Below are 12,805 nucleotides of genomic sequence, written 5' to 3'. Positions count from 1 at the left end.
TCCCAACCAGAGCAGAATTCAGAACTTATTGTCCATACAAGAGAACAATAGCACCATGGAAAAAGCCGAGATCGAGGGATTGTGGACCCATATTCACTGGCTGTCGGTGCTGGAGGAGCAAGGCACCTACACCGCCGCCGCGGCGCGCCTGGGCGTGAGCAAGTCCGCCGTCAGCCAGCGCATCTCGGACCTGGAGAAAGCCACCGGTACACGGTTGGTCACCCGCACCACACGCAGCGTACGGCTGACCGATGCGGGGCAGTCCCTGACCCGCGAAGTGCGCAGCGCCTATGCCCAAATCGCGCGCAGTTTCTCTTCGGTACGCGACTCGGCCGGGGAGATTCGCGGCCTGGTGCGCCTCACCGCGCCGGTGGCCTTTGCCCGGCAACAGTTGGTGCCGCATCTGTCGGAGTTCTTGCAGCTCTACCCGCAGGTGCGCATTCAACTGGATGTTTCCGATACCTTGAGTTCGCTGGCGGCCGAGGGCTACGACCTGGCGGTGCGCCACGGTTTCCAGGTGCCGGAAACCCATGTGGCGTGGAAGCTGTGCGACACCGCCTCGGTGCTGGTGGCAACCCGCGAATACTTGCAACGCCACGGCGAGCCGTGCGAACCCGGCGACCTCACTGCGCATAATTGCCTGTTCTACCCACGCGGGGCAGACCAACCGGCCTGGACCTTCGAACGCCACGCCGAGCGTATCACCGTGCCCATCGCCGGTAGTTTTGCCACCAACAACAGCGAAGCCCTGCGCGACTCGGCGCTCAACCACCTGGGTATCGCCCTGCTCCCGGATTTCAGTGCCCACGCCGCATTGGCCAGCGGCACGCTGGTGCAGGTGCTCGAGGGTTGGACGCTCAAAGGGGTATTTGCCGATGAGATCTACTTGATCCGCCCCTACTCGCCCCATGTACCCAAGTCGGTCAGTACGTTAGTTGGCTATCTAAAGAACAAGTTATCAGCGGGGTTTCGTTTCACTGGATAAACAACAAGCACATTAAGCGGAATCATTCTCGACAAACCGCTTTTTAATAAGAAACCATATAGCCAGCGGCAATAATCCTCATAACAAACACTTCAACTATGTGGGCTCATAACAAGTTATTGACGCCCACTGAATTTCAATACAACTAATTGTATTGAATATAAAAATCTTGCCCATACCGCCTACGTTACAGCCGTTGTGACTCGACGTACTTGCAAAAAAACCACAACCGTCTAGGTTCATGAATACCGTGAAGGCCAACCGCCATTGTTCATTCAGCCAGCCATTCTGGCGAGGGATTCTATTGCTCTGAAACAAGACCCGACGCTGCTCTAAATACAGACACGGAACTTAAGTCTTAATACTCAGAAGGGATGCTTTGATGAAACGCAGCCAGCCGTATCGTGCGTTCTTGAAAAAGGGGCCAGCCCAACATTTCTGGCTGTCATTGTTTGGCTTTTGCGTGTTGGTCATCGCCAGCTTCCTGTTGTTCGAGCAACAGATCCAGGCCTTCCTGCTTCACCTCAACCTGTACCAACCTTCCACGCCCGGTGTGGCACTCAACCTGGCCCTGCTGCTGATTACCCTGCTCGCTTTGGATGTGCTGCTGCCCGTACCCTCGAGCGTGGTTGCGCTGCTGGCGGTTGCCATGCTCGGAGGCCTGGGCGGCTACCTGGTGATTTTTATCGGCTTGTGCCTGGGTGCCGGGTTGGGCTACGCGTTGGGCGCCGGCTACTTTCGGTTGTTATCCGGTCGTCTTGGCCTGCATCAGCGTCGCCCGGGGCACTTGGCGTATCGGCTGAACACGCTGTCGTTGATTTGCCTGCGCGGGGTGCCGGTGCTGGCGGAAACTTCGGTGGTGGCCGCCGGAATGCAGCGTTACCCGCTGCGCGCGTTTCTGTTGATTACCACGCTGGCCAATGCGGGCCTGGCGTTGGCCTATACCGCCATCGGCACGTTCCTGATCGAGCAGAATGCACTGCTGGTGACGATCCTTGCCAGCATGGTGCTACCGCTGCTGTTCGTGGCGGGGTACAGCCTATACAAATCTTTGCGCAAACCCGCTGCCGAACAGGCGTTGCGTGGCTGCTTCAGCGTCAGCTATGACTACCCGGTGGTGTTCACCGACCACCTGTTCGACCCACGCAACCCTTGCCTGCATCAACAACTCAGCGCACCGCACAACGGGCCAGTGACGGTGCTGGTGTTTGCCGACGCACAACTGCTGCACAGCGCGCCTCATCTGCGGGAGCAGATCGACGCGTATTTCGCCGCCCACACCGACCTGCACCTGCAAACGGCGCCCATCGCCGTGCCGGCCGGCGAACTGAGCAAAAACACCCAAGTCCTGGAGCAGCTCTACAGCGACATGCTGCAGCACCATCTGGACCGGCATTGCTACGTACTGGCCCTGGGCGGCGGTGCGGTGCTGGACGCGGTGGGCTACGCCTGCGCGACCTTTCATCGCGGCATCCGTCTGGTGCGCGTCCCCAGCACGGTACTGGCGCAGAACGACGCCGGTATCGGGGTGAAAAATGGCATCAATGCCTTCGGTCAGAAGAACCTGCTGGGCGCGTTCTATCCCGCTACAGCGGTGCTCAACGACTTCCAATTGCTCACCAGCCTGACCCACCGCGACCAGATCGCCGGGCTGGCCGAAGCGGTCAAGGTGGCGCTGATCAAGGACTCGGCGTTTTTCGAGTGGATGGAGCAGCATGCCGACGCCCTCGCGCGCTTTGATCACCCGGCCAGCCGCTACGCCATTCGCCGTTGCGCCGAACTGCACCTGGGGCATATCACCGGCGCCGGGGACCCGTTCGAACGCGGTAATGGCCGCCCACTGGACTACGGGCATTGGGCCGCGCACAAGCTGGAAAACCTCAGCCAGCACCGCCTGCGTCATGGTGAAGCCGTCGCCGTGGGCATGGCGCTGGACGGTCTGTACGCCAATGCCGTGGGGTTGTTGAGCGCTAGCGACACGCAACGGCTGATGAACCTGCTGCACACCCTGGGCTTCAACCTGTGCCCGCCGGAACTGAAGATGAAAGATGCCCAGGGCCGCTCCCAGGTGTTGCTCGGCCTGGAGGAGTTCCGTCAGCACCTGGGCGGGCAGCTGTCGATCCCCATGCTTCGTTGCATCGGAGAGTCGGTAGACCTGCATGCCATCGATGACGCACAAATGGAACAGGCGCTGCAACGGTTGGCGAACCGCGGCGACCTGGCGCTGCCACTGAGTTACGCGCAATGAGCCAGACCAACCTGAAAACCTGGTTGACCCTGGGTCGCGTGTCCAACCTGCCCACGGTGTGGACCAACACGCTGGCTGCCGCCCTGCTCGCCAGCAGCGCCGGAGCGTTGGCGCCGCCGTCGTCGCTGGTCTGGGGGTTGCTGCTGAGCACGCTGTCGCTGTTGTACCTGGCCGGCATGCTGTTGAACGACTGGCTGGACGCCGACTGGGATCGACAACACCACAACCCGCGCCCCATCACCCTGGGCCTGGCCAGCCGGCAGCAAGTGGGCCTGGCCACGGCGCTGCTGCTGATCCTCGCCGCCATGGCCGTGCTGGGCCTGAGCCGCCTGATCGATCAGCCCCACTGGCTGCTTGGCGGCGTGGGGCTGCTGCTGGCCTGCATCTTCGGCTACAACCTGCTGCACAAAAAATACGCCCACAGCGTATGGCTGATGGGAGCGTGCCGCTCGGCGCTGTACCTCACGGCGGCAGCCAGCCTGGCACTGCCGCCGGAGCCGATCTGGCTGTGCGCAATGCTGCTGGGCGTGTACATCAGCGGCCTGACTTACCTGGCTCGCCAGGAACACCGCAACCAACTGGTCAGCCGCCTGCCGCTGTTGCTGATGCTCAGCCCGCTGGCTTTGGCGATCTACTCCAACAACCTGTGGTTCTGGCCGGTGCTGCTGCTCTGGCTGGGTTGGTTGGGCCTGCACTACCGCAGGCACCTGGCCAACCCGCAACAACGTCAGGTGCGCGCTTTTATCGGCGCAGGCCTGGCGGCGTTGCCGCTGTTCGATGGGCTGGTGTTGGCCGTGGCCGACCAGCCGTTGGGCAGTCTGCTGTGTGTGCTGGTGTTTTTCCTGCTTCCCCACTTTCAGCGTTGGATCAAGCCGACATGAACATGCGCCAGGATCGCCTTATCGAACTGCGCCAAGTCCTAAGCCAGCGACTGCACGACAGCCAAGCGCTGTGGTGGTGCCAGGCGCAGGCCGCGCTCGCGCAACAACCGGACGCCACCACGGCGGCATTGTTGAGCAGCCAGTGCAAGCGTCACTTGACGGCCCCTGAGGTCGACCTGGCGCGTGCACTGCTGCTGGGCCAGGTGCTGGAAACCGCCGCCATTGCCGAACATTTAACCCTGCTACGCCAGTGGTTCCTGTGGGGCGACGATCAGGAAAAAATCGCCCTGCTCGGTGCCCTCGACTGGCTCGACAGCAACGGTCAGTGCCTGGCGCTGGCCTTGCAGGCCGGACGCACCAGCAACCCGCAGGTGTTTGCCGCCCTGGCCCTCGACAACGCCTACCCATCACGCCATTACCCCGAGCGGGCCTTTCACCAGCTTGTACTCAAGGCACTCGGCATGGGCCTGGACGTCGGGCGTGTGGTCGGCCTCAAGCAACGGCATAGCACCACGTTCAATCAGTTGGCCCTGGACCTGATGCAAGAGCAACAGGCCGCGGGCCGTCCCATATCGCCCGGCCTGCCCGAGGTGATCGCCTTCCACCTGCTGGACCCGGAACAACGCCGACACCTGCCACCGCAGTGGCACCCGTACCTGAACTGAGACTTTCCCTGAAGAGGATTCACTATGCCCACCTACTTCGATCCGCATATCCATATGGTCAGCCGCACCACCGACGACTACCAGAACATGGCCGCCGCCGGGATTACCGGGGTGATCGAGCCGGCGTTCTGGCAGGGCCAGGCACGCACCAGCGTCGGCAGTTTCATCGACTACTTCGACACCTTGCTCGGCTGGGAACGCTTTCGCGCCAGCATGTTCGGCATCCATCATTTCTGCACCATTGGCCTGAACCCCAAGGAGGCCAATGACCTGTCGGTGGCCAATGAGGTGCTGGAGATATTGCCGCGTTACCTGGTGAAAGACGGTGTGGTGGCCGTCGGTGAAATCGGCTACGACGACATCACCCCCGAAGAGGACCGTTTTCTCGCCGCGCAACTGGAGCTGGCCAGGCAGTTCAACCTGCCGGTGCTGGTGCACACGCCCCACCGCGACAAGATCGGCGGCACCAAGCGCACCCTGGCGGTGATCCGCGAAGTGGGGATTGCCGAGCACCTGGTGATCATCGACCACCTCAACGAACTGACCTTGCCCCTGGTGCTCGACAGCGACTGCTGGCGCGGCCATTCCATCTACCCCAACACCAAGATGTCGGAGCAGCGCATGGTCGCCTTGCTCCAGGAATACGGCACGGAAAAAATGGTGGTCAACAGTGCCGCTGACTGGGGCATCAGCGACCCGCTGAAGGTGCCCAAGACCGGCCAGGCGATGTTGGCGGCGGGCTTCAGCCAGGCCCAGGTCGAACAGGTGCTGTTCCATAACCCGGTGGATTTCTTCGCCCAGAGCGGCCAGTTGGACAAGGCCCTGGTCAGCACACCGCTGCCCATCGACCAGCGCAAGCAATGGCAGGACAACTCGGCCCTGCGCGGCCAGGAGCCGGTGGTCAAATGAGCGACATCGGCGGTTGGACGGCCACTCAGGTCGGCTATTGCAGCAATGTGCACCCGACCCGCGACCTGGCCGGACTCAGGGCCTCGATCGCCGAACATTTCCGGGGCGTGCGCAACCTGCGCGGGTTGGACGTGCAGGACAGTGGTTTGTGGATCTGCGCTCACGCGGCCCGGCAGTTGCAGCAACCCGCGGCGCGCCAGGAATTCCTGGGGTTGCTGCAAGACAGCGGGTTGCGCCTGACCTCCTTGAATGGCTTCCCCTATGGCGAGTTCCATCAGGGCGCGGTGAAAGCCGAGGTCTACCTGCCCAGTTGGGCCGACCCGCAGCGGTTGGCCTACAGCCTCGACCTGGCGTACCTGCTGGCCCAGGCGTTACCGCCGGATTGCCGCCAAGGGGTGATATCCACGGTGCCGCTGGGCTATGCCGCCACCTGGAGCACGGTGCTGCAAGCGCGTGCCGACGAGCACCTCAGCCAACTCACCGCCGCACTCGCCCAATTGCACCAGGACAGCGGCAAGAAAATTGTGTTCTGCCTGGAGATGGAGCCGGACTGCGTGCTGGAAAACACCGAGCAGGCCATTGCGTTTTTCCAGCGACGGCAGGCGATGGACCCGAACCATGCCTACCTGGCCCTGTGTTTCGACGTGTGCCACCAGGCGGTCATGTTCGAGGATTGTTACCAGTCCCTGGACCGGCTACGCCAGGCAGGCGTAACGGTGGGCAAGGTCCAGCTGTCCAACGCGATGATCTGCCGCCTGCCGCCGCCGCATGATCCGCGACGCGAACACGTGCTCGACACCCTGGGCCGCTTTGCCGAGGCCACCTACCTGCACCAGGTGAAGGCTCTCGACCCACAGGGTCGACGCGTGGCCTGGGCGGACTTGCCCGCAGCCCTGGCGCAGTGCAGTGAGTTTCGCGAGCTGCGCGTTCACTTCCATATACCGCTGTTCAGCGAACGGCTGCTGCTGCCCGAACTCAGCGGCAGCCAGGAGGCGCTGGCGCAGACCTTCGACTACCTGTCCGACCACGTCGAGTTTCACCCGGTATTGGAGGTCGAGACCTACAGCTGGGGCGTGCTGCCCGCTCAACTGCGCCCCACCACCACCCTGGCCCAGCTCGAAGGCATCGTCGCCGAACTGCACTGGGTCGAGGACCAGTTGCGCCAGCGCGGCCTGTTGCACGCCTATAGCCGGGAGGCCTACGCCGATGCTTTCTGAGCAACCGCTGCTGCTGATCAACGTGGTAGGGCTGACGCCTGCGCTGCTCGGTGAGGCGACACCGCACATCAACCGGTTGCTCAAGACCGCCCAGTTGGCTCACTTGCAACCGGTATTCCCCGCCGTCACCTCGACGGTGCAGGCGTCGATCCTCACCGGCGCGCCGCCGTCGCAGCATGGCATCGTCGGCAATGGCTGGTACTTTCGCGACCAGGCCGAGGTGCGTTTCTGGCTGCAACCCAATGGGCTGATCCAGGGGGAAAAGGTCTGGCACACGCTCCAACGCGAAATCCCGGGGTTTCGCTGCAGCCAGTTGTTCTGGTGGTTCAACATGTATGCCGACGTGGACGCCGCCATCACCCCGCGCCCGCACTACCCGGCCGATGGGCGCAAACAGTTCGGCCTGTATTCGTCGCCACCCGGGCTGCATGAGCAGATCGAGCAGCAGATCGGCGAGTTCCCGTTCCCAGGGTTCTGGGGGCCGGCGGCGGGCATTGCCTCGAGCCGCTGGATCGTTGATTGCGCCATCACCGAATTCCAGATCAACCGGCCACATCTACAACTGATCTACCTGCCCCACCTGGATTACAGCCTGCAACGCGTGGGGCCTGAGCATCCGTCGATCGCCGCCGAAGTTCGCGCCATCGACAGCCAGGTCGGGCGCCTGCTGGATTTTGCCCAGGCCCAGGGCGCCGCCGTGATGCTGCTCTCGGAATATGGAATCGATGCGGTCGAGCAATCGGTGTCGATCAACCGCATCCTGCGCAACGAAGGTCTGTTGCAGGTGCGCCAGTCCCTGGGCTGGGAACTGCTCGACCCTGGCGCCAGCCCGGCGTTTGCGGTGGCGGACCATCAAATTGCACATATCTACGTCAAACGCGCCCAGGACATTCCTCGGGTCAAGGCCCTGCTGCAGCGCCAGCCCGGCATCGAACAGGTGCTGGATAAGGCCGAGCAACACGCCTGGCAGCTCGACCATCCGCGCAGCGGCGAACTGGTGGCCGTGGCCGCCAGCGGGTGCTGGTTCGATTACTACTACTGGCTGGACGAGCGCAAAGCACCGGACTTCGCGCGTACCGTGGACATTCACCGCAAGCCCGGCTACGACCCGGTGGAGCTGTTTGTCGACCCGGCCATTCGCTTTCCCACGCTGAAAGTGGCGCGGCGCCTGCTGCAAAAAAAACTCGGCTTTCGCTACTACATGGACCTGATCCCGCTGGACACCTCACTGGTGCGTGGCAGCCATGGTCGCCTTCCGAGCAACGCGCAGAACGGCCCGTTGCTGATCACCGATTGCGCACTGTCGTTACCGCCACGGTTGGCGGCGACGGCCGTGAAGCAACTGCTCCTGGAGCATTTCCTGGGGCGCCCACAGACCGAACCGGCCACAGCCAAGGAGCTTCCATGCGGCGAGCCTTATCTATCACAGTCCTGAGTGCACTGGCCGGGTTGGCCCATGCCCAAGACACCAACCCCTTCGACTGCACGAACTTTTTGCAGTATGGAGGCAACCTCGATCAGACCCGGGCCACCTTCGTGCAAAGCCCCGAGACCCTGGCCTGGAACTGGTTTGCCTGCCTGAATCAGCCGGCTGCTGCACAGAGCCCGAATGTGGTATGGGAAACCTTGAAACCTTCCGACCAGGTCTACCTGCCCAATGGCGCCGCGCCCCAACCCTACAACCAGAGCGTGGCGCCGCCTGCCGCCGTACTGACCCAGGCCCAGGCGATGGGTATGAACCCGAATCGCACCTTCCACAACCTCAACGCCACCCAGCAGGTGGACGGGCTGATCCTGGAAATGGGCGGCCAGGTACCCGCCGCCGAACAAGGCCAGGCGGTGCGCTTCCAACTGCTGATGGGCGAGGACACCTTCAATTACATCGTGCAGCAGAAGGTCTACAACGTGAATGGCCAGGCCGCGCTGACCAGCGACCTTGATTTTCCCGCCACTGCCTGGGAGCTCAAAGCCGCCTGGCTGTGGATCGGCAACGACCAAAGCTACCAGCAGCAACTGGCCAGTGACGGCTACTACATCGCCCAGGCCTACTACCAGCAAGGCACGCAGTATGTGGTGGGGTATGCCGCGCTGAGCGGCCTGCATGTGATCAACAAACTCAATCCCGACTGGGTGTGGACCACCTTCGAAAACCGCAATAACGGCAAGTACACCGTGACCAACGCAATCCCGCCCACGCCGATGACCAACAGCACCGGGCCAACCCCGGCGGCGCAACCGGTCAACAGCACATTCCAGGCCCAGTACCCGACACTGGCGCAGTATGAGTTGATCGGCGTGCAGTCCAAGACCACCCCGACCTTGCTCGCCAACTCCCAGTTGGAATCAGCGTTCCAGAGCGAGTCGTCGTGTTTCGCCTGCCATGGCACCGCCGCGTATTCGCCCAAGCAGGGCTACTTCAATTTCGCCCTGAACAAAGACGGCGGCATCGTCTACCCCACCGCCCCGCTACCGGACACCGACTTTGTTGGTTACCACAAACTGGATTTTGTCTGGTCGCTCAAACGCGCCCAGTGGCAACGTTAAGGAGCCTGACATGAGCGTATTGAATTTCCCGCGCATCTACCTCGGCGGCCATATGTTCTGGAACCCGCCGACCGCCAACAACAATGACATGTTCCCGCTCTACGACGCGGTGAAGATGCAGATGAACTGGCGGTTCCTGAAAGACTTCGACATCACGCCATGGAACGCTGCCAGCACTCTGCTGCCCTGGACCATAACGCCGCTGCCCCCGGCCCAGGTGCCCGCCTACGTCATGCAGGTGCCGGGTAATGCCGCGAATTTGGCCGCGCCGACCATCCCCGGCGAATGGAACCTGTTCGGCGACAACGCCTGCGGCACCGTGAGCTACAACCAGACGCAATCGGTGATCACTGGCGGCGAGCTGCCGGAAGGTGGCTACGTGAGCCAGGACCCGCTGATCAACCAGAGCTTTCAGTTGCTCGGCAACTCATTCGGCGGTGCGCCGAACTCACCGGCGCGCTTCGTCGATGTGAGCCCTTGGCAGAACACCTTCACCGCGCTGTACTTCGACAGCCTGGTGTTGGGCAATGCCCAATGTGGCCTGACGCTCAAGCGCGAGCACCGCATGCTCGACCGCTTTCTCAACTTCAACTGGGCCAACCTCGGCGGCCTGGCCTACGTCACCACCACCTGGCAAACCTGCTTCCCGAAAGAAAACCTGTCCTGGGTGCTCGGCAATTCAGCGTTGCTGCAAAACCTGCAAACCCAGATGCAACAGCAAAATGCCAAGGGGTTGATGTTCCGCTTTTCCACCTACCTGACCTGCTACGACAAGAACGGCATCCTCAACAACTACCCACCGATCGATACCCACGACGCCACGCCCGAGGCCCAGGCTAAAGTGCAGGCCATGTATCAACAGGGCCTGGACAACGTCGGCGATATTTTCTTCAACCCGGCCTATAGCCGTACGGTGGGCACCCTGGGCCTGTGGTTCGATGACGAATTTCCCACTGCCCCCGCCGGGCGGCGCCTGGTACCCGCCCAGACGGTGCCGATCTACAAAACCTCACCGAGCGATGCCACCTCGGCGCAGCTCGGCGTGATCTCGGCCCAGGCCCATGGCAATACCTTGTCTCTGGACCTGGGCAACACCTTCCCGTTTTATCCCCTGGAGCCCAAGACCGACATCCCCGTCGCAGCCAAATACCAGGCCGGCGACTATCAAGTGGGCGTGCGCCAGGGCACGCAATTCACCCCCATCGCCAGCTTCGGCTACGACGATTACCAACAGGCGCAATTCGACAAGCGCTCGGGCATCCTCGACCTGCCGTTGACGGTCGATGCACAAAGCCTGTTGCAGACCGGTAGCCTGGAACTGCAACAACCCGGCACCACGGCCATCATCGCCGCGACCCAGCAACTGTGGACCGCCGAAGTGGTGCAGAGCGCCAGCTTCATCGATGTGGGAGACACCAAGACGCTGCAGATCATGGTGCAATTCGACGGCCAGCCTGCACCGGTCGGTACCACGCTGTGGGTTGCGCAGTACAACAACGCCTACATGCTGTGCACCACCGATTACTACCTGGCATTCAGTAATGATGCGGACTTCACGCTGTTCAACAACGACCCGCAGAACCCCATCAACAACAGCCCCAACCTGCCGCAATTCATTGGGACGATACCGCTGGCCGGCCAGATCACCGAAGGCACCGGCCGCCAACTGATGGCGACGCGCCTCGCCGTGTCCGACGATCAGACCGAGCCTGTGACCTACCGGCAATTTCTGCCGACACCGGCTTCGGTTGCCTTGAGCCCGTGTCTCACCTTTGCCAACCCGATCCCCATGCAAGGCACGCTCAAGGACCCCCTCAGCAACACCGTGCAATACAGCCTGGCCAAAGTGCAGACTGACGCCAACGGTATCGCCAACCTGACCGTCACGGCCCAGGCACCGGGGTTTCCCACGCTGCGCTTCTTTGTGCAGGAAGGTCAGCAGGCACCGACCATCCCCTTCAGCTTCCCCCTCAACCAAGCCTACACCGACTTCCTCGCGCCGTTGCGCGTGCTGCCGCTGGAACCCCAGTTGCAACAGGACTTCGTCAATGCGTGGAACCTGATTTACCAGCGCGAAGATGCCGGCCAGATCATCTGGGAGACCTTCATCTACCCCTTCATCCTGCAACCTTTTTATTACCTGTACCCGATCATGAGCAAGTACATGCCGCTCAACTCCCTGACGCGCATTGAAGGCGCCGTGGACCAGTTGATTGTGCTGATCAGCAAGCCGTACCAGGAAGAAAGCACCCTGGCGATGCCGATCACCCGCGACATGCCGCAAAGCCGTCGCGCGGTGCTGGAGCTGTGGGCACAAGCCCTGGTCAAGCGCAATTACCCTCCCATACCGCTCAGCATGAGCGACTACCACTGAACCACTGACGGAACCACCGGGTGACACCTGCGTCACCCGGCACAACACAGGAGTGTGATGATGAATACCCGCCTCTTGAACCGGCTGTTGCTGCTGCTACTGCTGCTCAGCCCCGGCGCGTTTGCCGACGACGCAGCCGTGTACTTCACCAACGGCGTGCACAACACCGAAGGGTGCAATGAACAAAACGGCAACTGCATCGCCAAACGGCTTCCCGGCGAACCGTCCGACCCATTCTTCCCGGCGCAATGGATCAGCGACTGGACGATGTACCGGGTGATGCACAACTACGAGAAAAACCCACCGCCCTACAGTAACCCGCCCTCGACCCTGCAACCTTCGGACTACACGGTATCCAAGGGCACCAGCTATTACGACACCACCTACATCCCGGCAGACGGCGACGGCTTCGGCGCGATGATGGAGCACTACGAGAAGTACTGCCTGCCGATCTTTCCGATCAAGAACAACAATTACAGCTGCTCTTTCGTGTCCCTGGGCAATAAGGCGTACTTCCTCACGTACCCGCAGGACCGCCCGAAAGACATGCCGGCCTGCTGCATGTTCTCGCCGATGAACCACCCGCCGCGCCAGGACTTCGTGCAGCACCTGCCCTACAGCGTCGAACGCAGCCAACACCTCAATGGCAGCGTGCAGGCTTACGCCCTGGACTTGCAGTCGCCGTCGGGGCCGATTCTGTTCGGCTATGCCTTCAACAAGCAGCTGACGGGTAAGCCGCCTTACCGACTGCCGCAATCGTTTTTCTTCTCGGGGGACACCAGCGTCGCCAACGCGCCCATCGTCAGCCAGAACTACACCCACTTTCGCATTGCCAAGCCCGACCCGGCCGAGACCTGGAATCAAGTGGCCGCCATGTGCCCGTCGAACCCGCCGCCTTGCCAGTTGTTCGAGCCACCGGCAGCCCAGAGCAATGGGCATAAGGCGCAGTGGAACCAGCTCATGCAGCGCAAGCCCTGACCTT

At 62.0% G+C, this 12,805-nt stretch carries 10 protein-coding genes; all 10 read left to right on the top strand.

What is annotated here, in order from left to right:
* Positions 1 to 55: 55 nt before the first annotated feature.
* The gene (locus C9383_RS04440; RefSeq protein WP_090371878.1) at positions 56 to 985 is read left to right on the top strand and encodes a LysR family transcriptional regulator; all 930 of its coding nucleotides are present in this window, start codon (positions 56 to 58) and stop codon (positions 983 to 985) included.
* Between the two features lie 382 nt (positions 986 to 1,367).
* Entirely contained in the window at positions 1,368 to 3,233 is a 1,866-nt protein-coding gene (locus C9383_RS04435; protein WP_090371880.1) for a 3-dehydroquinate synthase, read from the top strand.
* On the top strand, positions 3,230 to 4,114 hold the full coding sequence (locus C9383_RS04430) for a UbiA family prenyltransferase (RefSeq protein WP_090371883.1): 885 nt from the start codon (positions 3,230 to 3,232) through the stop codon (positions 4,112 to 4,114). Before C9383_RS04435 ends, C9383_RS04430 begins: the two co-directional genes overlap by 4 nt.
* Positions 4,111 to 4,779 carry an EboA domain-containing protein gene (locus C9383_RS04425; protein WP_090371885.1) on the top strand — a complete coding sequence of 223 codons (669 nt, stop codon included), beginning with the start codon at positions 4,111 to 4,113 and terminating at the stop codon, positions 4,777 to 4,779. Before C9383_RS04430 ends, C9383_RS04425 begins: the two co-directional genes overlap by 4 nt.
* A 24-nt stretch (positions 4,780 to 4,803) precedes the next feature.
* Positions 4,804 to 5,688: a TatD family hydrolase gene (locus C9383_RS04420; RefSeq protein WP_090371887.1), complete on the top strand. Its 885-nt coding sequence runs from the start codon at positions 4,804 to 4,806 to the stop codon at positions 5,686 to 5,688.
* On the top strand, positions 5,685 to 6,905 hold the full coding sequence (gene eboE / locus C9383_RS04415) for a metabolite traffic protein EboE (RefSeq protein WP_090371889.1): 1,221 nt from the start codon (positions 5,685 to 5,687) through the stop codon (positions 6,903 to 6,905). Before C9383_RS04420 ends, eboE begins: the two co-directional genes overlap by 4 nt.
* Positions 6,895 to 8,340, top strand: a complete 1,446-nt coding sequence (locus tag C9383_RS04410; RefSeq protein WP_090371891.1) for an alkaline phosphatase family protein — start codon at positions 6,895 to 6,897, stop codon at positions 8,338 to 8,340. The genes eboE and C9383_RS04410 overlap by 11 nt, the downstream gene beginning before the upstream one ends.
* Positions 8,310 to 9,449 (top strand): hypothetical protein, encoded by a 1,140-nt coding sequence (locus C9383_RS04405; RefSeq protein ID WP_090371894.1) that lies wholly within the window; start codon positions 8,310 to 8,312, stop codon positions 9,447 to 9,449. Before C9383_RS04410 ends, C9383_RS04405 begins: the two co-directional genes overlap by 31 nt.
* 10 nt (positions 9,450 to 9,459) lie before the next feature.
* The gene (locus C9383_RS04400) at positions 9,460 to 11,823 is read left to right on the top strand and encodes a hypothetical protein (protein WP_090371896.1); all 2,364 of its coding nucleotides are present in this window, start codon (positions 9,460 to 9,462) and stop codon (positions 11,821 to 11,823) included.
* Positions 11,824 to 11,883: 60 nt separating this feature from the next.
* Positions 11,884 to 12,801 (top strand): hypothetical protein, encoded by a 918-nt coding sequence (locus C9383_RS04395; protein WP_090371898.1) that lies wholly within the window; start codon positions 11,884 to 11,886, stop codon positions 12,799 to 12,801.
* Positions 12,802 to 12,805: the final 4 nt, after the last annotated feature.

The organism is Pseudomonas palleroniana (genome assembly GCF_003031675.1).
Classification (GTDB): Bacteria; Pseudomonadota; Gammaproteobacteria; order Pseudomonadales; family Pseudomonadaceae; genus Aquipseudomonas; species Aquipseudomonas palleroniana.
Note: the sequence above shows the minus strand (reverse complement) of the source record. Positions and strands in the feature narration are given on the sequence as shown.

What these genes read in the sequence shown, in the direction of transcription:
- C9383_RS04420 (WP_090371887.1), top strand. Translation starts at nt 4,804, where the DNA reads ATGCCCACCTACTTCGATCCGCATATCCATATGGTCAGCCGCACCACC.
- C9383_RS04405 (WP_090371894.1), top strand. Translation starts at nt 8,310, where the DNA reads ATGCGGCGAGCCTTATCTATCACAGTCCTGAGTGCACTGGCCGGGTTG.
- C9383_RS04395 (WP_090371898.1), top strand. Translation starts at nt 11,884, where the DNA reads ATGAATACCCGCCTCTTGAACCGGCTGTTGCTGCTGCTACTGCTGCTC.
- C9383_RS04430 (WP_090371883.1), top strand. Translation starts at nt 3,230, where the DNA reads ATGAGCCAGACCAACCTGAAAACCTGGTTGACCCTGGGTCGCGTGTCC.
- C9383_RS04425 (WP_090371885.1), top strand. Translation starts at nt 4,111, where the DNA reads ATGAACATGCGCCAGGATCGCCTTATCGAACTGCGCCAAGTCCTAAGC.
- C9383_RS04400 (WP_090371896.1), top strand. Translation starts at nt 9,460, where the DNA reads ATGAGCGTATTGAATTTCCCGCGCATCTACCTCGGCGGCCATATGTTC.
- C9383_RS04435 (WP_090371880.1), top strand. Translation starts at nt 1,368, where the DNA reads ATGAAACGCAGCCAGCCGTATCGTGCGTTCTTGAAAAAGGGGCCAGCC.
- C9383_RS04410 (WP_090371891.1), top strand. Translation starts at nt 6,895, where the DNA reads ATGCTTTCTGAGCAACCGCTGCTGCTGATCAACGTGGTAGGGCTGACG.
- C9383_RS04440 (WP_090371878.1), top strand. Translation starts at nt 56, where the DNA reads ATGGAAAAAGCCGAGATCGAGGGATTGTGGACCCATATTCACTGGCTG.
- eboE (WP_090371889.1), top strand. Translation starts at nt 5,685, where the DNA reads ATGAGCGACATCGGCGGTTGGACGGCCACTCAGGTCGGCTATTGCAGC.